The sequence below is a fragment of the Chromobacterium sp. LK1 genome (assembly GCF_001043555.1).
Classification (GTDB): Bacteria; Pseudomonadota; Gammaproteobacteria; order Burkholderiales; family Chromobacteriaceae; genus Chromobacterium; species Chromobacterium aquaticum.
Genome location: NZ_LDUI01000015.1, coordinates 1 through 23,671, shown reverse-complemented (window position 1 = coordinate 23,671; position 23,671 = coordinate 1). Strand labels below are relative to the sequence as shown.

Sequence of the window (23,671 nt, the reverse complement as noted above, 5' to 3'; positions counted from 1 at the left end):
ATGAAAGCATTATCCAAACTCAAGTCCGAACGCGGCCTGTGGATGACCGATGTGGCCAAGCCGGAAATCGGCCATAACGATCTACTGATCCGTATTCGCAAGACCGCGATCTGTGGCACCGACATCCATATCTGGAACTGGGATGACTGGGCGCAGAAAACCATTCCGGTGCCGATGCATGTAGGCCATGAATACGTTGGCGTGATCGAGGAAATCGGCTCGGAAGTGCAGGGTTTCAGCATAGGTCAGCGCGTGTCCGGCGAAGGGCACATCACCTGTGGCCATTGCCGCAACTGTCGCGCCGGCCGCCGCCACCTGTGCCGCAACACCTTCGGCGTGGGCGTCAATCGCGAGGGCGCGTTCGCCGAATACCTGGTGATTCCAGCCTTCAACGCCTTCCCGATTCCGGATGACATTTCCGACGATCTGGCGTCCATCTTCGACCCCTTCGGCAATGCGGTGCATACCGCGCTGAGCTTCAACCTGGTGGGAGAGGACGTGCTGATCACCGGAGCGGGTCCGATCGGCATCATGGCGGTGGCGATTGCGCGCCATGTCGGCGCGCGCCATGTGGTGATCACCGATGTGAACGAATACCGCTTGGAACTGGCGCGCAAAATGGGCGCGACGCGGGCGGTGAACGTGGCCAAGCAGGACCTGAAACAGGTGATGGCCGAGTTGCACATGACCGAGGGCTTCGACGTCGGCCTGGAGATGTCCGGCAATCCGCAGGCCTTCCGCCAGATGCTGGACACCATGAACCACGGCGGCAAGGTCGCGCTGCTGGGCATTCCGCCGGCGGACACCGCCATCGACTGGAATCATGTGATCTTCAAGGGCCTGGAAATCAAGGGCATCTACGGTCGCGAGATGTTTGAAACCTGGTACAAGATGGTGGCCTTGATCCAGTCCGGTCTGGACATCACTCCCATCATCACCCATCACTTCCCGGTGGATGCGTTTGAACAGGGTTTCGAAGCGATGCTGTCCGGGCAGAGCGGCAAGGTGATTCTGGACTGGAATTGATGCCCTAACCGGTTGACAAGCCCTCTCCGCGGCGCGGGGAGGGCTTTTTTGTTTGGGTCGTGGCGTCTTGATGAATTCTTGAGACTGTTTGGGCTTGGCGCTGTCGTCGCGGGAGAATGGCCGGGCAAGGGGAGAAGGGCGGCTGCCTACGGGAGGCCGGTCTTGTTCCAATTGTCTGAGTGAGCCAGAGCTTTCCCCCGCGCCTTGGGCGCGGGGGATTTTTTTTGCCCGCGTTCTTGTCAGCGCCTATTCATGATTGGGCGGTTCGAAATCGACGCTCATCGCGCAATGTGTCGACCAACGCAATCGTGGGCTGCTGTTACTGGTTGGCCGGAGCCAGCAGCGGCGCGTATCCCAGGCCGCGCAGTTTCTCCATGGTCTCGTCGGCCTCGGCCCGGCTCTTGAACGGGCCAACCTGAACCCGGGTCACCGTGTGCGCGGGGATGCCGTGCTGCTTGAGTTCCTTGACCAGCTTCTCGGCGTTGCCGATGCTGGAAAACAGGCCCAACTGTACTTGGTAGCCGATGGAAGTACCGGCGGGGCGCGCCTTGTTTGGGCTTTCCTTGGCTGGGGGCGCGGCCGGCGTTGCGGCTTTGTCGCTTGGAGCGGCGGCGCTTTTCGCCATGGGCGCCGGCTGCGGAGCGGCGACCGGCGTCGCGGTCCGCTCGCTCGGTGCCGCTGCGTTTTTGGCTGCGGGCGCCTGTGCATGGGGCGCTGCGGCACCTTGGGCATGCTCCTGCGCGCGCGGGGCCGGGCGGTTGTTGACCACGGCCGGCGTTTTATCCAGGTCCGGCGCGCTTGGGCTGGCCGCGCTGGGAGAGCGCGGCGCGCCCGCCGCTTCTGCCGCGGGGGCGCTGCTGTCCGGTGTCGGCGCGCTGGCGACGGCCGGGGTCGCCGCCGGGGTTTCCGCCGGAGCGGAACTGGCCGGCTTGATGATCTTGCCCGAGCTGGGGCTCTGGCTGCTGGCGGTCATTTCCACCTTGGGCTTGTTGAAACTGTCGGTCAGCGGAATGGCGGCCAGCGCCACGGCGACCAGGCCGCCGGCGATCAGCAGGCGCTTTTTCAGCTTGCCGTTGAGATCGGTGTCGGCGTCGGCTTTGTCGGGGTTTTGTTGATCTTGTTCGCGCATGGTCCGTGGGGCTAGAGAAATGTGCAGCACATGGTTGAAAACACTGCTAAAATGTCGGGTTCGTCAAAATTGGGTAACCCGAGTGGCTGCATAAAACTCAAGTTTAGCCACTTGTCTTGATGTTTGGGAGAATTTATATGGCAATTGAACGCACCTTGTCCATCGTTAAGCCGGACGCCGTTGGTAAAAACGTCATCGGCAAAATCTACGATCGTTTCGAATCCGCCGGCCTGAAAATCGTGGCCGCCAAGATGAAGCAACTGTCGCGCGCCGAAGCCGAAGGCTTCTACGCCGTGCACAAAGAGCGTCCGTTCTTCAAGGACCTGGTTGACTTCATGGTATCCGGCCCGGTGATGATCCAGGCGCTGGAAGGCGAAAACGCCGTGCTGAAGAACCGTGAACTGATGGGCGCGACCGATCCGAAGAAAGCTGAAGCCGGCACCATCCGCGCCGATTTCGCCGACTCCATCGACGCTAACGCCGTGCATGGTTCCGACAGCGTCGAAAATGCCGCGATCGAAGTGGCTTATTTCTTTGCTGCATCCGAGATCAGCGCCCGCTAATCTCAAATAGTACCCAGTTGTTGCGCAGCCCGCCGCTAGCGGCGGGCTGCTGCGCGAGGCGGTCGTCCACGCCGCCTCTGCTTTTCCCGAGGAATGCATGAAAACCAACCTGCTCGACTTCAACCTGGATCAACTCACCCGGCACTTCGCCGAAATGGGCGAGAAGCCGTTTCGCGCCAAGCAAGTGATGCGCTGGATGCACCAGATGGCGGAAGACGATTTCGACGCGATGACCGACCTGGCCAAGAGCCTGCGCGCCAAGCTGCACGAACGCGCGGAAGTGAAGGTCCCCTCGCTGATGACCGGGCAGGCGTCCAGTGATGGCACCCGCAAGTGGCTGCTCGACGTCGGCACCGGCAATGGCGTCGAAACCGTATTCATCCCCGAGGATGAACGCGGCACCTTGTGCGTGTCATCCCAGGTGGGCTGTGCGCTGGAGTGCACGTTTTGCTCCACCGGCCGCCAGGGTTTCAACCGCAACCTGTCCACCGCCGAAATCATCGGCCAGCTATGGTGGGCCAACAAGGCGATGGGCGTCACGCCCAAGAACGAGCGCGTGGTGTCCAATGTGGTGATGATGGGCATGGGCGAGCCGCTGGCCAACTTCGACAATGTGGTCAGCGCGATGCAGATCATGTTGGACGACCATGGCTATGGCCTGTCGCGCCGGCGGGTGACGTTGTCCACTTCCGGGCTGGTGCCGCAGATGGATCGCTTGCGCGAAGAGTGCCCGGTGGCGCTGGCGGTGTCCCTGCACGCGCCCAACGACGCCATCCGCGACGTGATCGTGCCGATCAACAAGAAATACCCGCTGGCGCAACTGATGGCCGCATGCCAGCGTTATCTGGAAAAAGCGCCGCGCGACTTCATCACTTTCGAGTATGTGATGCTTGACGGTGTCAACGATAGGCCGGAACATGCTCGCCAACTGCTGGAGCTGGTGCGGGACGTGCCGTGCAAGTTCAATCTGATACCGTTCAATCCGTTTCCGAACTCCGGTTACGAGCGTTCCAGCAATAACGCGATTCGCGCGTTCCGCGAAATCTTGCAGGAACGCGGTTATGTGGTGACGGTGCGGAAAACCCGTGGCGACGACATCGACGCCGCCTGTGGCCAGTTGGCCGGCCAGGTGATGGACAAGACCCGCCGTCAGGCCAAGTGGATGCAGATCGTAGAGGACAGCAAGCAATGACGATACGGCAAATGGGGTTGATGGCCTGCTTATGGATGGCTGCAAGTTCAACCGCATTTGCCGCCGATCCCGGCACCTCGCGCGAACTGGCGACGATACGCAGCCAGCTGGCGGTCGAATACGCCAAGATCGGCAATTACAAAGTGGCGCTCGAAACGGCGGATCAGGCCGTGGCCGCGGATGCGGCCTATGTGCCCGCCTATGTGTCGCGGGCCTATGTGCTGACCCTGTTGCGCGAGGATGGGCCGGCGGAGGCCAATTACCTCAAGGCCCTGCAACTGGATCCCAGCAGTCCCGAGGCCAATAATAATTACGGTTTGTTCCTGTGTGATCGAAACCGGTCCCAAGATTCCTTGTCCTATTTTCAGAAAGCGCTGGCCAACCCGCTGTATGATTCGCCGCAAACCGCTTATTTGAATTTGGGGCACTGCAGCGCCAAGATGGGCAATAAGGAACAAGCCAATGATTATTTGCTGGCGGCACTGCGCGCCGCGCCCAATTTCGCGCCGGCGTTGCGGGAATTAGCACAGTTGCATCTTGGGCTGGGTAATGCCAAATTGGCTGCTTTCTATTTCGAACGGATGGGCAAGGGAGCTGCGCTGCAAGCCGACGACTTATGGCTTGGGGTGCAGATTGGGCGTGCCAGCGGCAACAGGGTTTTGGAAAGTGAAAGTTCCGCCGCGCTCAAGAACCGCTATCCGGATTCCAAAGAAACACAACTGCTGTTGAGTGGAAGCTGAGGATGGAGCAACAATTCGAACAACAGGGACAGCCGGCGGACGCGCGCGTCGGCGCCCGGCTGAAAGCCGCTCGCGAAGCGGCTGGCATGGGTTTGGGGGAGGTCGCGGATCGCTTGAAATTGTCGATGCGGCAATTGGAGGCGATTGAACGCGACGATTTTGCAATCTTGCCGGGCGCAACCTTTGTGCGCGGCTTCGTGCGCAACTATGCCCGCTTTCTGCAGATCGACCCCGAGCCGTTGATGCACGCGCTGGATAGGCAATTTCCTTCCGCGGTCAACGACGTCGCCAACCTGGTGCGTGATGGTGGTCACGATAGTCAGCCGCAACCGACGGAAACGCTTGAGTCTTCGGGTGGTGGCGGATCGTCTGGGAAATGGATCGTCGCCTTGCTGGTGCTGGCGGCTTTGGGCGGCGGCGTGGCCTGGCTGGCCAGCAATCACGAAAGCGACAGCCGACAAGCTGGAGGCGAGTCCTCTGTCCCGTTGGCTAGCGAACTGGCCTCCGCGCCATCCGGTGAGTCTTCCGCACCGATGTTGGCGATCGACGCGCCGGCGTCCACGCCGGTAGTCGCGCCAGTAGCGGTTCCGGCCTCAGCACCGCAGGCGGTGAAAATCGTCAACGCGGCCAGCGCGCCCGTCCAATCGGTGTCGCCGGCGGCCAAGCCTCAGGCCAGCGCCGCGGCGGCGGCCAGCGGCAAGCTGGTGCTGACGGTCAAGGACGCCGAGGCCTGGGTGTCGGTAGTGGATGCCACCGGCAAAAAGCTGGTGTTCCAGACGCTGCAGCCGGGCAGCACCCAGGAAGCGGTCGGCACGCCACCGTTCAAGCTGGTGATCGGCAATGCCGCGCAAGTGGCGGTGAATTTCAATGGCCAAGCGGTGGACCTCTCGGACAAGATCCGCGGCACCACGGCAAAGCTGGAACTCAAGTAATTCAAGGTAGCGAATGGATAGCGTGAACATCGCGCGACGCCCCACTCTGCAGGCTAGGGTGGGGCATGTCATTGTAGGTTCGGACGCGCCGGTGGTGGTGCAGTCGATGACCAATACCGATACCGCCGATGTGGCGGCCACGGTGCGGCAGGTGATGGAACTGGCCGAGGCCGGTTCGGAGCTGGTGCGCATTACCGTCAATTCGCCGGAGGCGGCAGCCAAGGTGGCGGAAATCCGTCAGCGCCTGGACGACGCCGGCTGTGCGGTTCCCTTGGTCGGCGATTTCCATTTCAATGGCGATCGCCTGCTGAGAGAGTATCCGGATTGCGCGCGCGCGCTGGCCAAGTACCGGATCAATCCGGGCAATGTCGGCAAGGGCGCCAAGGGCGACGACAAATTCGCCTTCATGATCCGCACCGCCATCGAATACGGCAAACCGGTGCGCATCGGCGTTAACTGGGGCAGCCTGGACCAGGCCTTGCTGGCGCGGATGATGGACGCCAACAATCGCGTCGCTCAGCCCTTGCCCCTGGAGCAACTGATGCGCGAGGCCTTGATTGTTTCCGCGCTGGAGTCCGCCGACAAGGCGATGGAGTTGGGCCTGCCGGCCGAGCAGATCCTGCTGTCCTGCAAGGTCAGCAATGTGCAGGATCTGATTACCGTATACCGCGACCTGGGCAGCCGCTGCAATTTCCCGCTACATCTGGGCCTGACTGAGGCCGGCATGGGCTCGAAAGGCATCGTCGCGTCCAGCGCCGCGCTGGCGATCTTGCTGCAGCAAGGCATAGGCGACACCATTCGCATCTCGCTGACGCCGCAGCCGGGCGAGGCGCGCACCAAGGAAGTGGTGGTGGCGCAGGAACTGCTGCAAACCATGGGCCTGCGCAGCTTTACCCCGCTGGTGACCGCTTGTCCGGGCTGCGGCCGCACCACCAGCACCTTTTTCCAGGAACTGGCGGATCAGATCCAGAACCATTTGCGCACGCAGATGCCGGTGTGGCGTTTGCAATATCCGGGCGTGGAGGACATGAAGGTGGCGGTGATGGGCTGCGTGGTCAACGGCCCGGGAGAGAGCAAGCTGGCCGACATCGGCATCTCGCTGCCCGGCACCGGCGAAGTGCCGGTGGCGCCGGTTTACGTCGACGGCCAAAAGGATGTTACCCTCAAGGGCGACAACATCGCCGCCGAGTTCACGGCCCTGGTTGATCGCTATGTGGAAAGCCGCTACGGCGAAGGCGGCGCCAAGCGTCGCGAGGGCGGCAGCCGTACCATCCCGATTCGTCCGGTAGGCGTTTGAGCGCGTTTGGCGCAATGACCGGGCACTGATTCAAGCGATATACAAGAAAACAAGCAATGGCACAAAAATATCAAGCGGTCAAAGGCATGAATGACGTGCTGCCGGCCGAGTCCTATCAGTGGGAGTTCTTTGAAGGCAAGCTGCGCGAGTTGCTGGCCGACTACGGCTACCAGAACATCCGCACTCCCATTGTCGAAACCACCCCGCTCTTCGTCCGCGCCATCGGCGAAGTCACCGATGTGGTGGAGAAGGAGATGTACACCTTCATCGACAGCCTGAACGGCGACAGCCTGACCTTGCGCCCCGAAGGCACCGCCGGCACCCTGCGCGCGGTGGTCGAGCACAACCTTCTGTACAATGCCACCCAGAAACTATGGTATATGGGGCCGATGTTCCGCCATGAGCGTCCGCAGAAGGGCCGCTATCGTCAGTTCCATCAAATGGGCGTGGAAGCGCTGGGTTTCGCCGGTCCGGACATTGACGCCGAAATCATCGCGATGACCGCGGACTTGTGGCGTCGTCTGGGCCTGTCCCAGTTTGTGCGTCTGGAAATCAACTCGCTGGGCAATCAGGAAGAACGCGCAGCTCATCGCCAGGCGCTGATCGCCTATCTTGAGCAGCATGTGGATATCCTGGACGAAGACGGCAAGCGCCGCATGTACAGCAACCCGCTGCGGGTGTTGGACACCAAGAACCCGGCGCTGCAACAGATGGCCGATGGAGCGCCCAAGTTGTCCGACTACCTGGGCGAAGCGTCGCGCGCGCATTACGAAGGTTGGAAGGCGATGATCCGCGAACTGGGCGTCGACTTCGTCGAGAACCCGCGGCTGGTGCGCGGGCTCGACTACTACAATCAGTCGGTGTTCGAATGGGTGACCAATGAGCTGGGCGCGCAAGGCACCGTTTGCGCCGGCGGTCGTTACGATGGTCTGATCGAGCAACTGGGCGGCAAGCCCGCTGCCGGCATCGGTTTTGGCATGGGCTTGGAGCGCGTGGTGCTGTTGCTGCAGGACAAGCAACTGCTGCCGGCGCAGCGCAGTGTCGATGTCTACCTGGTGAACCAGGGCGAAGGCGCGGCCTTGTATGCGATGAAGCTGGCGCAAAGCCTGCGCGCCGCTGGTCTATCCGTGGTGCAGCACTTGGGCGAGGGCAGTTTCAAGTCGCAAATGAAAAAAGCCGATGGCTGCGGCGCGCAGTTCGCCGTCATCGTCGGCGAGAATGAAATCAAAACTGGTCAGGCGGTGATCAAGGCGCTGCGCGCCGAGATCGAGCAACAAACCGTGGCGGCGGATGCGGTTGCCGCCGTGTTGACCTCGCTGAAAGCTTAAGGGAGAGGGGCGCAATGGCGTTCGACTTGCAGGAACAAGAACAGATTGATTCGATCAAGGCCTTCTGGCAGCAGTGGGGCAAGCTGATTGCCGGCGTGCTGGCCGCGTCTGCGATCGCCTACCTGGGTTTCAAGGGCTATCGTTATTACCAGGAAGACCAGGCGCAAAAAGCCGCCGCCGCTTACGAGAACGTGGATGCGGCGGTGACGGCCAAGGATATCGCCAAGCTGAAGTCGGCGGTCACTCTGCTGCAGAACGACTTCGGCTCCACGGCGTACGCCACCCGCGGTTCGCTGATCCTGGCCAAGGCCGCTTTCGACAAGAGCGACCTCGCGCTGGCCAAGAGCCAGCTGGAATGGGTGCTGGCCAATAGCAAGGATGTATCGGTGAGCGCCATCGCCCGCCTGCGTCTGGCCTCGCTGCTGCTGGATCAGAAAACCTACGACGCGGCGATCGCCGAACTGAACAAGGAGCATCCGGCTGGTTTCGACGCGCTGTTCCTGGATTTGAAGGGCGATGTGCTGGTCGCCAAGGGCGATGCCGCCGCCGCGCGCGACGCTTATAAATCCGCTTTGGCCAAACTGGTGGGCGACTCTCCGAACCGCCAGTTCATCCAGACCAAACTCGACGCGCTGGGAGGCTGATCGCATGCGCCGCCAATTGTTGCTTACCGCTGTGCTGTCCACTTCCTTGCTGGCCGGCTGCGCCAGCTGGTTTGAGAGCAATAGCCAGTTCAAGCCCACGCCGCTGGTCACGATCAAGCCCTTACAGGGGCTGGAGGTCAAATGGACCGCGGGCCAGGCCGCGCCGGCCGCAGGTTTCCTGCCGGTCTACGCCAACGGCCTGGTGGTGAGCGCCGACGCCGACGGCCGCGTGCGCAGCATAGACGCGCTCAGCGGTCGCGTCAGCGCCGATGTGGATCTCAAGCGCAAGTTGAGCGCCGGCGTGGCCGTGGCCGGCGACACGGTGCTGGTGGGTACCCAGGACGCCAAGCTGCTGGCCGTGGAGCGTGCCAGCGGCAAGGTATTGTGGCAGCAGCCGCTGACCAGTTTGATGTTGGAAGCTCCGCAAGTGGCCGGCGACATGGTGCTGGTGCGTACCAACGACGCGCGGCTGACCGGCTTCTCCCTGGCCGAAGGCGGCAAGCAACTGTGGTCCAGCGGCAATGTGCTGCCACAGCTGACCGTGCGCAATAATGGCTCGATGCAGGCGGTGGGCAAGGAAGCGGTGATGGTGGGGCAGGCCGGCGGCCGTCTCGACATCATCAATCCGCAAACCGGCAATCCGCTGTGGCAGGGCGCGGTGGCCAATCCGCGCGGCGCCACCGAGTTGGAGCGCATGACCGATGTGACCTCGCGGCCGGTGTTCGACGGCGGCCAGGTGTGCGCCGTCGCCTACCAGGGGCGCGTGGCCTGCTTCGAGGCGCGTTCCGGCAATCTGCTGTGGGCGCGTGAGATCTCTTCCAGCCGCGGCCTGGCCGTGGATGGCCGCAATGTCTACGTGACCGCGGAAGATGGTTCGGTGTGGGCGTTTGATCGCGGCACCGGCCGCAATCTCTGGAAAACCGACGACCTGAAATATCGGGACGTCACCGGACCCGCGCTGTTGGGCCGCTTCGTGCTGGTTGGAGATGGCGAAGGTTACGCCCATCTGCTATCCAATGAGAGCGGCAGCATCGTGGGCCGAGTCAAGGTCGGGTCCGGCCTGGCCAATCAACCGGTATCGCTGGGTTCGTCCGCCTTGATGCAAGGCAAGGACGGCCGCCTGGCGCTGCTGACTTTGGGATAATAAAGCAGTACTCATGAAACCTACCGTAGCTCTGGTCGGCCGCCCCAATGTGGGCAAGTCGACCTTATTCAACCGGCTGACCCGCAGCCGTGACGCCCTGGTCGCCGACCAGCCGGGCCTGACGCGCGACCGCCATTATGGCCAAGGCCGCGTCGGCGAAAAACCGTACCTGGTGGTGGATACCGGCGGCTTCGAGCCGGTGGTGGACGAAGGCATTCTGTTCGAGATGGCCAAGCAGACCCTGCAGGCCGTGGATGAAGCCGACGCCGTGGTGTTCCTGGTGGATGGCCGCAATGGCCTGACCCCGCAAGACAAAATCATCGCCAATCGCCTGCGACAGCTGCAGCGGCCGGTCTTCCTCGCCGTCAACAAGGCGGAAGGCATGCGCCACGCGATCGCCGGCGCCGAGTTCCATGAACTGGCGCTGGGCGAGCCGCTGGTGATCTCCGCCGCTCATGGCGATGGCGTGCGCGAATTGATGGAACTGGTGCTGGCCGACTTCCCGGATGAAGTGGAAGAAGAAGCCTCGCGCCATCCCAAGTTCGCGGTGATCGGCCGTCCCAATGTCGGCAAGTCCACCCTGGTTAACGCCATCCTGGGCGAAGAGCGCGTGATCGCCTTCGACCAGGCCGGCACCACTCGCGACAGCATATATATTGATTTTGAGCGAGATGGCCATACTTACACCATCATTGATACCGCGGGCGTGCGTCGCCGGGCCAAGGTCAGCGAGATGCTGGAAAAGTTCTCGGTGATCAAGACCATGAAGGCGATCGAAGACGCCAATGTGGCGGTGCTGGTGCTGGACGCCCAACTGGATATTTCCGAGCAGGACGCCACCATCGCCGGTTTCGCGTTGGAAGCGGGTCGGGCTCTGGTGGTGGCGGTGAACAAATGGGACAACCTGGATGGCGAGCAGAAGGAAACAGTGCGCCGCGAGATCGCGCGCAAGCTGAACTTCCTCGACTTTGCAAAGTTCCATTACATCTCCGCCATTGAAGGCCGCGGCGTGGCAGACTTGTTCAAGTCCATCGACGAGGCCTATCGGGCTGCGATGGCCAAGCTGGCGACGCCCAAGCTGACCCGGGTGCTGCAAGTGGCGCTGGAACGTCAGCAACCGCCGCGCTCCGGGCTGATCCGCCCCAAGATGCGCTACGCGCACCAAGGTGGGCAGAACCCGCCCATCATCGTGGTGCACGGCAATGCCTTGGACGCGGTGCCGAACAGTTATACCCGCTATCTGGAACATACTTTCCGGAAAGTGTTCAAGCTGCAGGGCACGCCGCTGCGCGTGCAGTACAAGTCTTCGGACAATCCGTTCGACAACGACGACGGCAAGGAGAAGTCCCGCGCCAAGCCCAAGCCGATGTCCAAGATGCGCGGACGCGAAAAAGAAGTGCGTTACGGCAAGAGCGGCAAGGGCAGCAGCAGTAAAAAATAGTACGCCGGGATGTTTTCTGCTAATAATAAGCAGACAACCGGGCTGTAAGGTTCAGTTAATACAACAATCAACGATTCGGAGAATAACGAATGAGCTCTAAAGGGCAAATGTTACAAGACCCGTTCCTGAACATCCTGCGTAAGGAACATGTGCCGGTGTCCATCTACCTGGTCAACGGTATCAAACTTCAGGGTCAGGTAGAATCCTTTGACCAGTACGTGGTGCTGCTGAAAAACACGGTGACCCAGATGGTGTACAAACACGCCATTTCCACCGTCGTGCCCGCCCGTCCGGTCAATCTTCCCCATGAACACCCGGTGCAAAAACAGGAGCAGCAAGACGCCTAAAGCGTTGCTGTGTTTGTGACCGGGCCGATCGGCCGCGCCAAGTTGGCGCGGCTTGTCGGCCTTTTGTCTTTTGCGCCCCAACTATGGTTTTCAAATAGTGTTTGATCGTCCCGACTTAGGCGACCAGGCGGTGCTGGTCTGCCTGGATTTTGGAGATGCCGACTACCAGGAAAACATTGCCGAGTGCGCCGAGCTGGTCAAGAGCGCCGGCGTTGAAGTGATGGGCATCGTGCAGGGCAAGCGCCAGCGACCGGATGCCGCCTTGTTCGCAGGCAAGGGCAAGGTCGAGGAAATCGGCCTGCTGGTGCGCGCCACCGATGCCAATGTAGTGATATTCAACCATGCGTTGGCGCCGGGTCAGGAGCGCAATCTGGAGCGTGCGCTGCAATGCCGCGTCATAGACCGCAACAGCCTGATCCTGGATATTTTCGCGCAGCGCGCGCGCAGCCACGAAGGCAAGCTGCAAGTCGAACTGGCGCAGCTGTCGCATATGTCCACCCGCCTAGTGCGCGGCTGGACTCATCTGGAGCGACAGAAGGGCGGTATCGGCCTGCGCGGTCCCGGCGAAACCCAGCTTGAAACCGACCGCCGCCTGCTCGGCATCCGCGTCAAGGCGTTGAAAGAGCGATTGGCGCAAGTGCAGAAGCAGCGCCATACCCAGCGCAAGGGGCGCGGGCGCGCCGGCATCGCCTCGGTGTCCATTGTCGGTTACACCAATGCCGGCAAGTCCACCCTGTTCAATGCGCTGACCAAGGCGCGCATCTATGCGGCGGACCAATTGTTCGCCACGCTGGACACCACCAGCCGCAAGCTGTTCCTGAATCACCAGACCTCCATCGTCATTTCTGATACCGTGGGCTTTATCCGCGATTTGCCGCATACCCTGGTGGCGGCCTTCCGCGCCACCCTGGAGGAAACGGTGCAGGCGGACTTGCTGCTGCACGTGGTGGATTGCTCCAGCGATATGCGCGATGTGCAGATCGAGGAGGTCAACAAGGTGCTGGCCGAGATCGGCGCCGACGGCATTCCACAGTTGCTGGTTTGGAATAAGTGCGATCTACGCGCGATGGAGCCGGAAATTGAGCGCGACGCCGCCGGCCGTCCGGTTTCGGTGCGGGTTTCGGCTTTGACCGGCGCTGGCCTGGAACTCTTGCGAACCGCGGTTGCCGAATGCGTGCAACCTTCCCAAAACAACCATAAAGACTATTACGAGCATGTCGCAGAATGACCCTAACCGGGGCCGCCGAGGCAATGAAGGGCCGCCGGACCTCGACGAAGTATTCCGCAACCTCAACCAGAAGCTGTCGCGACTGCTAGGCGCCAAAGGCAATGGCGGCGCTGGCGGATCCGGCTCGGCCAACGCCAAGCCGCCGTTCAAGGGCGGCGTCGTCGCCGTGGTCGGCGTGCTGGCGGCCTTGTGGCTGGCCAGCGGCTTCTACGTGGTGGACGCGCGCGAGCAGGGCGTGGTATTGCGCCTGGGCAGCTTCAACCGCGTGACCGAGCCGGGCCTGCAATGGCACGCGCCGTTCCCGTTTGAAAAGGTCGAGATCGTCAACCTGACCGAAGTGCGCAGCGTGGAAGTGGGCTACCGCAACACCGCCCAAACGCGGGTGGCGGAGGAGTCGCTGATGCTGACTTCCGACCAGAACATCATCGATGTGCAGCTGTCGGTGCAATACGACATCAAGGATGCGCGCGCCTTCCTGTTCAACAACGCCTCGCGCGAGCGAGACGCCAAGGACATCGTCAAGCAGGCGACCGAAACCGCGATCCGCGAAGTGGTGGGTCGCAACAAGGTCGATTTCGTGCTGAACGAAGGCCGCGCCCAGATCGCGGTGGATACCCAGAAACTGATCCAGGAGGTGCTGGATCGTTACTCTCTGGGCATACGCATCGCCAAGGTCAACATCAATGCGGTGCAGCCGCCCGAGCAAGTGCTGGCGGCGTTCGACGACGCGGTGAAAGCCGGCCAGGACAAGGACAAGCTGCGCAACGAAGGCCTGGCCTACGCCAATGAAGTGTTGCCCAAGGCGCAAGGCCTGGCCGCGCGCCTGCAGCAAGAGGCCGAGGCTTACCAGCAGAAAGTGGTGTCTCGCGCCGAAGGCGATGCGTCGCGTTTCAAACAAGTGTTGTCCGAATACAACAAAGCGCCCAAGGTCATGCGTGACCGCCTCTACCTGGACATGATGCAGCAAATCATGAGCAGCACCACCAAGGTGGTGGTGGATCAGAAGGGCGGTAACAACCTGCTGTACCTGCCGCTGGACAAGTTGATTCAGCAGAGCAACCCGGGTGCGTCCGCAGCAGCGCCCGCCGCCAGTGCCGCGCCGCAAGCCGCGGAACAGGCGGCGCCGGCTGCACCGGCCGGTAGCGGCAAGGGAGGGCGGGACGTAACTCGCGGACGTGATTTTTTTGGGGCGGAGCGATAAGCAATGGATAGACTGATTCCGACTGTTGTAGCCATAGCCGGTGTGCTATTTGTTGCCAGCCTGTCGCTGTTCACCGTGGATCAGCGCCAGTACGCGCTGGTTTTCCAGTTTGGCGAAGTGGTGCGCATCATCAAGGAGCCGGGCATCCAGTTCAAGGTGCCGCTGCTGCAGAACGTGCGTTATTTCGATCGCCGGGTACAGACCATAGACGCGGAAGCGCCGGAACTGTTCAATACCCGCGAGAAGAAGAACGTGCTGGTGGACAGCTTCGTCAAGTGGCGCGTGGTGGACGTTGAGCAGTTCTACAAGAGCGTGGGCTCGGAAGCGGCCGCTGTGGCGCGATTGAAACAGACCATCAACGACGGTTTACGCGCGGAATTCGGCCAAAAGATGGTTGCCGACGTCATTTCCGGCAAGCGCGACCAGGTCATGGACACGGTTCGCAAGCGCGCGGACGCGGATGCGCGTAAAATAGGGGTAGAAATTCTCGATGTACGCTTAAAACGAGTCGATTTTCCGGATAAAATAAGCAGTTCGGTTTTCGATCGCATGCAGTCCGAGCGCCGCACCGTCGCCAGCCAGTTGCGCAGCGAAGGCGCCGCCGACGCGGAACGCATCCGCGCCGAAGCGGACAAGCAGCGTGAAGTGATCCTGGCCGAAGCGTATCGCCAGGCTCAGGACCTGAAGGGCAAGGGCGATGCCAAGGCGGCGGCGATTTACGCCGAAGCCTATGGCAAGAATCCCGACTTCTATGCGTTCTGGCGCAGCATGGATGCCTACAAGGAATCGTTCAAGAACAAGAGCGACGTGCTGGTGCTGGAACCGAGCAGCGAGTTCTTCAAGTACTTCAAGAACCCGCAGTCCGGAGCAGGCAAGAGCAAGTAAGCGGCGGCGGACGCCGCGCAGCACAATCGAGTAATGGAACACTGGCCGGGGCGACCTGGCCAGTTTGCTGATAACAAGGCGGGATGCTTCCCGCCTTTTATTCTGTTGAAAAGAATCATGCGCAATTGGCTGTTACCGGAGTACATCGCGGATATCCTGCCCGCCACCGCGCGCCAGGTGGAGTCCGCCAAGGCTGCGATGCTGGAAGGCTTTCGCGTGGCGGGCTACGAGTTGGTGCTGCCTCCGCTGGTCGAATACATCGATTCGCTGGTGAGCGAGGAAGACGCCTCCCTGGAGTTGAAAACCTTCAAGCTGGACGATTATCTGTCCGGCCGGCAGATGGGCCTGCGCGCCGACATCACGCCACAGGTATCGCGCATTGACGCGCATCTGCTGGGCGAGCGTACCGGCGTGACCCGGCTGTGCTACGCCGGCAGCGTGGTGCACACTCGCCCGGATGGCGCCACCGGTTCCCGCGAACCGATGCAGGTGGGCGCGGAGCTTTACGGTTATGCCGGCATCGAGGCGGATCTGGAAGTCATAGAATTGATGCTGGCGACGCTGGAGCGCGCCGGGGTGAGTGGGGTACGACTGGATATCGGTCATATGGCCATTTATCGCGGGCTTTCCGCCGCGGCGGGCCTGTCCAGCGAGACTAGCCGCGCCTTGTTCGCCAAGTTGCAGAGCAAGGACGTGGCCAGCATCCGCGAGCTGGTGCGCGATGTCGCCGAGCCGTATCGCAGCGCTTTCCTGGCGCTGCCTGAATTATATGGCCCGATAGCTGGCCTGGAGCGCGCGCGCTCCTGCCTGCCATCGCTGCCGGAAGTGGAGCTGGGCCTGATGCAGTTGTCCGCGGTGGCCAAGGCGCTGGAGGGTCGCGTGGCCCTGAGCTTTGATCTGACCGAGCTGCGTGGCACCCAGTATCACAATGGCCTGCTGTTCGCGGCCTACGCCGAAGGCTGGGCCGAGGAATTGGCGCGAGGCGGCCGTTACGACAATGTCGGCCGGCGTTTCGGCCGCGCTCGTCCGGCCACCGGTTTCAGCCTGGACCTGCGCGATCTGATCCGCATCCTGCCGGAGCAAGGCTCGGTCAGGGGTATTCGCCTGGCCGCCAAGCACTGGCCGCAGGCGCGGGCCGAGGTGGCGCGCTTGCGCGCCGCCGGCGAAATGGTGGTGATTGATTACCTGGGCGAGTCGGCCCAGGCGCTGAATTGCGATCGCGAGCTGACTCCGGATGGCTCGGGTTGGCAAGTGGTTTCATTTAACTGATTTTTGAATCTGACTGAAGAAGAGGTTTTTTCCAATGTCCAAGAACGTTGTCGTGATCGGTACCCAGTGGGGTGATGAAGGCAAGGGCAAGATCGTTGACTGGCTGACCGACCACGCGCGTGCGGTGGTTCGCTTCCAGGGCGGCCACAACGCGGGTCACACTCTGGTGGTCGGCGGCAAGAAAACCGTGCTGCGTCTGATCCCGTCCGGCATTCTGCGCGATGATGTCGAGTGCTTCATCGGCAATGGCGTGGTGCTGTCCCCGGAGGCCTTGCTCAAAGAGATCGACGAGCTGGAAACCGCGGGCGTGAACGTTGCCGCCCGCCTGAAGATTTCCGAAGGCTGCCCGCTGATCCTGCCTTACCACGTTGCTCTGGACCAGGCGCGCGAAGCGGCCAAGGGCGCCGGCAAGATCGGCACCACCGGTCGCGGCATCGGCCCTTGCTACGAAGACAAGGTAGCGCGTCGCGCGCTGAAGGTGATCGATCTGTTCGACACTGCCCGCTTTGCCGAGAAGCTGAAGGAAAACGTCGAGTACTACAACTTCATGCTGACCAAGCTGTTCCAGGCTGAGCCGGTAAGCTTTGACGTGATCCTGGCCGACACCCTGAAACTGGCCGAGCGCATCAAGCCGATGGTGGCCGATGTGTCCCGCACTCTGTACGACATGAACCAGGCGGACATTCCGCTGCTGTTCGAGGGCGCGCAAGGCACTTTGCTGGACATCGACCACGGTACTTATCCGTACGTGACTTCGTCCAACTGCGTGGCCGGCGCGGCCGCTCCGGGCGCCGGCGTGGCGCCGCAGATGCTTAACTACGTGCTGGGCATCGTCAAGGGTTACACCACTCGCGTGGGTTCCGGCCCGTTCCCGACCGAGCAGGAAAACGAAATCGGCATGTTCCTGGCCAAGCGCGGCAACGAGTTCGGCTCGGTGACCGGCCGTCCGCGCCGCTGTGGTTGGTTTGACGCCGCCGCGCTCAAGCGCTCCATTCAGATCAACGGCGTGTCCGGCCTGTGCGTGACCAAGCTGGACGTGATGGATGGTCTGGAAGAAATCAAGCTGTGCGTGGGCTATACCCTGGACGGCGAGAAAGTGGACATCCTGCCCTTCGGTTCCGACGCGGTCAGCAAGTGCGTGCCGGTGTACGAAACCATGCCGGGCTGGACTGAAAGCACTTTCGGCGCCAAGCGCTGGGAAGATCTGCCTGCCAATGCCCAGGCCTATCTGACCCGCATCGCCGAAGTGTGCGGCGCTCCGGTGGACATCATCTCCACCGGTCCGGATCGCGAAGAAACCATCGTGATGCGTCACCCCTACGGTCTGTAAGCCTGCTTGCGGTCCTGGAGGAAAACCCGCCTTAACCGGCGGGTTTTTTCATGTCCGCGGCCAGCGTAGACTGTTTGCGAAATCGTTCCGGAAAGCGAAAACATGCAACCTTTGAATGTCGCCCTGGTTGGCTATGGCTATGCCGGCAAGACTTTTCACGCGCCTTTGATTGCCGCCGTCCCCGAGCTGAGACTGGCCGCCGTGGTCAGCAGCCGGCCGGGCGCGGTTCAGGCCGACTGGCCGCAACTGCCGGTGTTGGCCAGCTTGGAGCAGGCCTTGACCGATCCGGCGATTGATATGGTCGTTATCGCCAGTCCCAACCAGCGGCATTATCCGCAGGCGCGCGCGGCTTTGCTCGCTGGCAAGCACGTGGTGGTGGACAAGCCGTTCACGGTTGCGTCGGAGCAGGCGCGCGAGCTGTGCTTGTTGGCCGAGCGGCCGGATAGCCCGTTGTTGTCGGTATTTCATAACCGGCGTTGGGACTCGGATTTTCTGGCGCTGCAAGCCTTGCTGGCCAGTGGCGAATTGGGTGCTCTCAGTCATTTCGAGTCCCATTTCGACCGCTATCGGCCAGAAGTGCGCGCGCGCTGGCGCGAGCAGGATGAGCCTGGAGCGGGGCTGTGGTATGACCTGGGGCCGCATCTGCTGGACCAGGCCTTGCTGCTGCTGGGCTGGCCGCAGACGATTTATGCGAACCTGTCCCGGCAGAGAGCCGGCGCGCAGGCGACGGATTACTTTCATGTGCAGCTGGGATACGGAAAATACCAGGCAATATTGCATGGCTCCTGCCTGGTGAGCGGCGGGGCACCGCGTTTCAGCCTGCATGGCGCCAGTGCCAGTTATGTGAAGTTTGGTCTGGATACTCAGGAAGAGCTCTTGAAAGCCGGGGGGCGTCCCGGGTCAAGCGGCTGGGGCCATGATTCCGAACCCGGCATCGTGTACCGCCCGCCGCCGGCTGTCGGCGAGTGTCGGCCGGCACCGGATGGGGACTATCTCGAGTATTACCGCGCGGTGGCCGGCGCCGCGCGCGGTCAGCGCGCCAATCCGGTGACGGCGCGGGAGGCGTGGCGAGTGATTTCCTTGCTGGAACTGGCGGAGCGTAGCGCGGTGGATGGCCGGCGCCTGTTTTGCCATCCGCTGGCTTGATCCTTGGCGGGTTGAGGCCGCTTTACGTTTAGACATCATTTGCGCCGCTCCGCCTGCTCGTCGCGGCGGAGACGGGTGCTACACTGATTGTGTTTTTCCGAAATTCTATCATCATGCAGCTCAAGCTTGCCGCCGGCATGGTCACGCCCCTGATCGTGGCCACCGCCTTGTTCATGGAGAACATGGACGCCACCGTGATTGCCACGTCCTTGCCGGCGATTGCACATGATCTTCACGTCGATCCCATTGGTCTGAAACTGGCCTTGACCTCTTACCTGGTGAGTCTGGCGGTCTTCATTCCCATTAGCGGCTGGATGGCCGATCGCTTTGGCGCGCGCCGTATTTTCCGCTCAGCCATCGTGGTGTTTGTGTTGGGTTCTTTATTGTGCGCCGCCAGTGCTTCCTTGAGCAGCTTCGTGTTGGCGCGCTTCGTACAAGGCATGGGCGGCGCGATGATGGTGCCGGTGGGGCGGCTAGTCATTCTGCGCACCACGGACAAGGCGGATCTGGTGCGCGCGCTCAGCTATCTGACCGTGCCGGCTTTGCTGGGGCCGGTGATAGGTCCACCGCTGGGCGGGTTCATCAGTACCTATTTTCATTGGCGCTGGATCTTTCTGATCAATATTCCCATCGGGGTATTGGGCTGGTGGCTGGCCCGTCGGCATATAGAAGACTTGAGGGACGAGGCGGTGCCGCCGCTGGATTGGGCGGGCTTTGCGTTGACCGGAGTGGGCTTGTCGCTGCTGATGTTGGGTCTGGCCTCGGAGGGCAAGCATCTGGTGTCGACCGGGTGGTCGCTCGCGCTGGGAGGCATGGGCATGGCCTTGCTATTGCTGTATCTGGCGCACTACCGCAAGGCGGTCCATCCCTTGCTGGATTTGTCCTTATTGCGTCTGCCGACGTTTCATGCCGGTGTGGTTGGCGGCTTCATGTTCCGGGTCGGCATCGGAGCGACGCCGTTTCTGCTGCCCTTGATGCTGCAACTGGGCTTGGGCTTTAGTCCCTTCGTATCTGGTTTGCTGACCTGCGCCACCGCCGTTGGCGCCATTTTCATGAAAACCATAGTGGCTCGCATCTTGCGGCGCTTTGGTTTCCGTCGGGTGCTGATCGTCAATAGCGTGCTGGCAGGGCTGTCCATTGCGGCCTATGCGCTGTTCTACGAAGCGCCAAGCTATGTCTGGATGCTGGCGGTGTTTATCCTCGGCGGTTGCCTGCGTTCCCTGCAGTTCACCAGCCTCAATGCGATTTCTTTTGCCGACGTTACGCCGGCCAGCATGAGCCATGCCACCAGCCTCTCCGGTGTGGCGCAGCAACTGGCCGCTGGCTTCGGGGTGACGGTGGGTGCTTTCGTGGTGCAAGGGGTGGCGACGCTGCGTGGTCATGAACAACTGGGGGTTGGCGACTTTGCCTGGGCCTTCGTCGTAATGGGTGTGCTGACCATGTTGTCTGGGTTGATGTTCGTGCGGCTGGATCGGCGTTCCGGCGAGGCGCTGGCGGGGTAGGGGAAAAGCAAAAACCCCGATGATCATTGATCATCGGGGTTTTATTGGTGCCCAAGAGAAGACTCGAACTTCCACACCCTTGCGGGCGCTAGGACCTGAACCTAGTGCGTCTACCAATTCCGCCACCTGGGCATAAACCTGGATTGTATTACTGCTGGGTATTAGTCCAAAAAGACTAAGAACCTGAAAACTGTTGGTGCCCAAGAGAAGACTCGAACTTCCACACCCTTGCGGGCGCTAGGACCTGAACCTAGTGCGTCTACCAATTCCGCCACCTGGGCCAACCAGATTGTTACTATACAGAGCGAAGGACTCGATTACAATTAATAATCGATGGTGCCCAAGAGAAGACTCGAACTTCCACACCCTTGCGGGCGCTAGGACCTGAACCTAGTGCGTCTACCAATTCCGCCACCTGGGCTTCGCTTTGCTGTATTATTCGCTGCATCTCTGCAACGAGATGCGAATTATAGACATATTCTTGAGGGTGTCAATGGCTAGAATACAAAAAAAACAAAAATCCCTGTCCCTGCGCGAACAGGACCCCCATCTGGAACGGGAAAAACTCAAATATTCCAATCCCTTGCCGAGCAGAGAATTCGTTTTGCAGATTTTGGCAGAGCAAGGGGTTCCGCTGTTTCCTGACGAATTAGCGCGCATGTTATCGATTAAACGCGCCGAATCGGTTTACTTCGAGCGCCGTTTACGCGCAATGGAACGCGATGGTGAAATCATCATCAATCGCAAAGGCGCGGTTTGTGTTGCGCAAAAACTCGATCTGATCAAGTGCAAGGTATCGGGCCATCGTGATGGCTATGGCTTTGCCATTCCAGATGAGGGCGAAGGGCAGGGTGGAGATATCTTCCTGCCCGAGCGGGAAATGAAAAAGGCGATGCATGGCGATCGCGTCATGGTTCGGCCATCCGGCGTCGACCGCCGCGGTCGCCAGGAGGGCAAGATCGTCGAGGTGCTCGACCATGTGGTGAGCAAACTGGTTGGCCGCATCAACCGTGTGCGCGGTGTTTGGGTGGTAACGCCCGAGGACCGGAAGCTGAATCACGATATCTTGATCGAACCGGGCGGCGAAGCCGGCGCCAGGGATGGTCAAGTGGTGATGGTGGAAATCCTCCAATACCCGGACGCTTATCGCCAGCCGATCGGCAAAGTGATTGAAGTGCTCGGCAACTATGCCGATCCGGGCATGGAAATCGAAATCGCGCTGCGCAAGCACGATCTGCCGCACCAGTTCCCCGAAGATGCGCTGGCCCAGGCCAAGGCAACGCCGAAGAAAGTGCGCAAGAAGGATTGGACCAAGGATCGCGTCGATCTGAGAGAACTGCCGCTGGTGACCATAGATGGCGAAACCGCGCGTGATTTCGACGATGCGGTCTACGCGGAGAAACAAGGCAAGGGCTTCCGCCTGGTGGTGGCCATTGCCGATGTCAGCTTCTATGTCCAACCGGGCGATGCGCTGGATCAGGAAGCGATCAATCGCGGTACCTCGGTTTATTTTCCGCGCCGGGTGATTCCGATGTTGCCGGAGGCGCTGTCCAATGGCATCTGCTCCTTGAACCCGGATGTGGAACGGATGTGCATGGTCTGCGATATGCAGATCAACGCCAAGGGCGTGGTCAAGCGTTACCAGTTCTATCCCGCGGTGATGTTGTCCAAAGCCAGGCTGACGTATACCCAAGTATGGGACTGGATTCAGAATGGCAGCGACAATCCCTTGTTGCCGCAGATCCAGACCTTGTATGCCTTGTTCAAGGTCTTGCTGGGCGCGCGCTGCCAGCGCGGCGCCATTGAGTTCGACTCCACCGAAACTCAGATGATCTTTAACGATGCGGGTAAGATCGAACGCATCGTGCCGGTGGTGCGCAACGACGCGCACCGCCTGATTGAGGAATGCATGCTGGCGGCCAATGTCTGCGCGGCCGACTTCCTGGAACAGAACGGCCACAAGGCGCTGTATCGGGTGCACGAAGGGCCGACCGAGGAAAAGCTGGAAAATCTGCGCAACTACCTGCGTCTGGTCGGTTTGAGTCTGGGTGGCGGGGAAAAGCCCACCGCCAAGGACTACGCCAAACTGGCTGAGCAGATCCATGGACGGCCGGATGCGCCGGTATTGCAAACCATGCTGCTGCGTTCCATGCAGCAGGCGGTTTACACGCCGGACAACAACGGCCACTTTGGCCTGGCTTACGAAGCTTATGCGCACTTCACCTCGCCGATCCGCCGTTACCCCGATTTGTTGGTGCATCGTTCGATCAAGGCGGTACTCAATGGCGGCAAGTACAAGCCTGGCAAGTGGGCCGCTTTGGGGGTGCATTGCTCGATGACGGAGCGGCGCGCCGACGATGCCAGCCGAGACGTGGAGTCCTGGCTGAAGACCTACTATATGCGCGACAAGATCGGCGAGGTCTTCAAGGGCAAGATCAGCGCGGTCACCAGCTTTGGCGTTTTTGTACTGCTAGATGATGTGTATGTGGAAGGGCTGGTGCACATCTCCGAGCTTGGCAAGGACTATTTCCACTTCAAGAAAGACATTCAGGCGATAGTCGGCGAGAAGAGCGGCATGCAATACCGCTTGGGCGACACTTTGACGGTCAAGGTGATGAGCGCCAACCTGGAAAGCGCGCAAGTCGACTTCGCGCTGATCAAAGAGGGTGATGTTCGTTCTACGGCGCCGTCGATTCCCGCTCGCAGTGCTGGCGCACGTCCTGGTAGTTCGCCTCGTGGGGCTGCTCCCAAGGTTGTGGAGGCAAAGCCCGCGGCCTTGCCGGCTGCGCCCAAGGGACGAAGCCGGAGTGCTGTTCAAGGTCAGCCGGTAGCGGCTAAGCCTGTGGCGAGTAAACCGGTAGCAACCAAACCGGTAACAGCCAAACCGGTAACAGCCAAACCAGTGGCGACCAAACCCACAGCCGCTAAAACTGGCGGTAGGTCCGTTGCGGGGAAGCCGCCAGTGAAGCCTGGGACGGTACTGCCGTCGGCTGTTTCCGGCGCAGAAGCAATCGATAAGCCTGCTACAACAGTAGCCAAACCGTCTCCGGTTGGGGCTACGCCATCGCAGCAGCGCAAGCCGGCGGTGCGACGTAGAAGTAGTAAGCGTAATAATGAGGACTGATGTTTATCAGACAGTATCTATATAAATAGGTATCGGAAGCAGGCGGGTTGGAGTGGATCTCCGGCCCGTTTTGCTAGGTGTTTCGCGGGTGTGATGGGGCTTTATTAAATACCCCTTGTGGATATCCTCTGACGTATCAATGGTTTGGAGTGTGTGCCCCGCTTTTGTTGCGGTTTTTGTGGTGAAAGGTGTTGACGGGTGAG

Annotated in this window: 20 protein-coding genes and 3 tRNA genes; 19 read left to right on the top strand and 4 right to left on the bottom strand. The window is 61.0% G+C overall.

The features are described 5' to 3' along the window. Positions 1–1,026, top strand: coding sequence for an L-threonine 3-dehydrogenase (tdh, locus tag VI26_RS07075; RefSeq protein ID WP_048409046.1), 1,026 nt, complete (start codon positions 1–3; stop codon positions 1,024–1,026). Positions 1,027–1,345: 319 nt separating this feature from the next. On the opposite strand, the gene VI26_RS23765 is transcribed toward tdh, so the two are convergent. Beyond that, on the bottom strand, positions 1,346–2,155 hold the full coding sequence (locus VI26_RS23765; RefSeq protein WP_048409045.1) for an SPOR domain-containing protein: 810 nt from the start codon (positions 2,153–2,155) through the stop codon (positions 1,346–1,348). Positions 2,156–2,292: 137 nt separating this feature from the next. On the opposite strand from VI26_RS23765, the gene ndk reads away from it, so the two are divergent. The 17 genes from ndk to VI26_RS06985 all read left to right on the top strand — a co-directional run bounded on the left by ndk (position 2,293) and on the right by VI26_RS06985 (position 20,344). Continuing rightward, complete coding sequence (gene ndk / locus VI26_RS07065) at positions 2,293–2,718, top strand: nucleoside-diphosphate kinase (RefSeq protein WP_048409044.1); 426 nt, start codon at positions 2,293–2,295, stop codon at positions 2,716–2,718. A gap of 97 nt (positions 2,719–2,815) precedes the next feature. Beyond that, complete coding sequence (gene rlmN, locus VI26_RS07060) at positions 2,816–3,910, top strand: 23S rRNA (adenine(2503)-C(2))-methyltransferase RlmN (protein WP_048409043.1); 1,095 nt, start codon at positions 2,816–2,818, stop codon at positions 3,908–3,910. Beyond that, on the top strand, positions 3,907–4,650 hold the full coding sequence (pilW, locus tag VI26_RS07055; RefSeq protein ID WP_197081409.1) for a type IV pilus biogenesis/stability protein PilW: 744 nt from the start codon (positions 3,907–3,909) through the stop codon (positions 4,648–4,650). The genes rlmN and pilW overlap by 4 nt, the downstream gene beginning before the upstream one ends. Before the next feature lie 2 nt (positions 4,651–4,652). Further along, on the top strand, positions 4,653–5,582 hold the full coding sequence (locus VI26_RS07050) for a RodZ domain-containing protein (protein ID WP_048409042.1): 930 nt from the start codon (positions 4,653–4,655) through the stop codon (positions 5,580–5,582). 13 nt (positions 5,583–5,595) lie between these two features. After that, a complete protein-coding gene (gene ispG, locus VI26_RS07045) occupies positions 5,596–6,879 on the top strand; it encodes a flavodoxin-dependent (E)-4-hydroxy-3-methylbut-2-enyl-diphosphate synthase (protein ID WP_048409041.1) in 1,284 nt (427 codons plus the stop codon). 56 nt (positions 6,880–6,935) lie between these two features. Then, the gene (hisS, locus tag VI26_RS07040; RefSeq protein ID WP_048409040.1) at positions 6,936–8,207 is read left to right on the top strand and encodes a histidine--tRNA ligase; all 1,272 of its coding nucleotides are present in this window, start codon (positions 6,936–6,938) and stop codon (positions 8,205–8,207) included. A 14-nt stretch (positions 8,208–8,221) separates the two neighbouring features. Then, the gene (locus VI26_RS07035) at positions 8,222–8,851 is read left to right on the top strand and encodes a tetratricopeptide repeat protein (RefSeq protein WP_048409039.1); all 630 of its coding nucleotides are present in this window, start codon (positions 8,222–8,224) and stop codon (positions 8,849–8,851) included. Positions 8,852–8,855: 4 nt separating this feature from the next. Beyond that, positions 8,856–9,995 carry an outer membrane protein assembly factor BamB gene (gene bamB / locus VI26_RS07030; protein WP_048409038.1) on the top strand — a complete coding sequence of 380 codons (1,140 nt, stop codon included), beginning with the start codon at positions 8,856–8,858 and terminating at the stop codon, positions 9,993–9,995. 13 nt (positions 9,996–10,008) lie between these two features. Continuing rightward, a complete protein-coding gene (gene der, locus VI26_RS07025; protein ID WP_048409037.1) occupies positions 10,009–11,436 on the top strand; it encodes a ribosome biogenesis GTPase Der in 1,428 nt (475 codons plus the stop codon). 89 nt (positions 11,437–11,525) lie between these two features. Then, positions 11,526–11,783 carry an RNA chaperone Hfq gene (gene hfq / locus VI26_RS07020; protein WP_039756760.1) on the top strand — a complete coding sequence of 86 codons (258 nt, stop codon included), beginning with the start codon at positions 11,526–11,528 and terminating at the stop codon, positions 11,781–11,783. 97 nt (positions 11,784–11,880) lie between these two features. Then, a complete protein-coding gene (hflX, locus tag VI26_RS07015) occupies positions 11,881–13,011 on the top strand; it encodes a ribosome rescue GTPase HflX (protein WP_048409036.1) in 1,131 nt (376 codons plus the stop codon). After that, positions 12,998–14,212, top strand: a complete 1,215-nt coding sequence (gene hflK, locus VI26_RS07010; RefSeq protein WP_048409035.1) for an FtsH protease activity modulator HflK — start codon at positions 12,998–13,000, stop codon at positions 14,210–14,212. The genes hflX and hflK overlap by 14 nt, the downstream gene beginning before the upstream one ends. A gap of 3 nt (positions 14,213–14,215) precedes the next feature. Next, positions 14,216–15,097 (top strand): protease modulator HflC, encoded by an 882-nt coding sequence (hflC, locus tag VI26_RS07005; protein ID WP_048409034.1) that lies wholly within the window; start codon positions 14,216–14,218, stop codon positions 15,095–15,097. Positions 15,098–15,214: 117 nt separating this feature from the next. After that, positions 15,215–16,366, top strand: a complete 1,152-nt coding sequence (locus tag VI26_RS07000) for an ATP phosphoribosyltransferase regulatory subunit (RefSeq protein ID WP_048409033.1) — start codon at positions 15,215–15,217, stop codon at positions 16,364–16,366. Between the two features lie 34 nt (positions 16,367–16,400). Next, a complete protein-coding gene (locus VI26_RS06995; protein ID WP_048409032.1) occupies positions 16,401–17,696 on the top strand; it encodes an adenylosuccinate synthase in 1,296 nt (431 codons plus the stop codon). 102 nt (positions 17,697–17,798) lie between these two features. Then, positions 17,799–18,842, top strand: coding sequence for an oxidoreductase (locus VI26_RS06990; protein ID WP_048409031.1), 1,044 nt, complete (start codon positions 17,799–17,801; stop codon positions 18,840–18,842). Positions 18,843–18,955: 113 nt separating this feature from the next. Further along, complete coding sequence (locus VI26_RS06985) at positions 18,956–20,344, top strand: MFS transporter (RefSeq protein WP_231580971.1); 1,389 nt, start codon at positions 18,956–18,958, stop codon at positions 20,342–20,344. Between the two features lie 45 nt (positions 20,345–20,389). Here VI26_RS06985 and VI26_RS06980 read toward each other — a convergent pair. From VI26_RS06980 to VI26_RS06970, 3 genes are all read right to left on the bottom strand, one after another. Beyond that, a tRNA-Leu gene (locus tag VI26_RS06980) sits at positions 20,390–20,476 on the bottom strand. A 62-nt stretch (positions 20,477–20,538) separates the two neighbouring features. After that, positions 20,539–20,625: transfer RNA gene (locus VI26_RS06975), tRNA-Leu, on the bottom strand. Between the two features lie 53 nt (positions 20,626–20,678). Further along, positions 20,679–20,765: transfer RNA gene (locus VI26_RS06970), tRNA-Leu, on the bottom strand. Between the two features lie 81 nt (positions 20,766–20,846). Between VI26_RS06970 and rnr the strand changes: the two genes are divergently transcribed. Next, positions 20,847–23,468: a ribonuclease R gene (gene rnr, locus VI26_RS06965; protein WP_082150937.1), complete on the top strand. Its 2,622-nt coding sequence runs from the start codon at positions 20,847–20,849 to the stop codon at positions 23,466–23,468. The last annotated feature ends 203 nt before the right edge of the window (positions 23,469–23,671 follow it).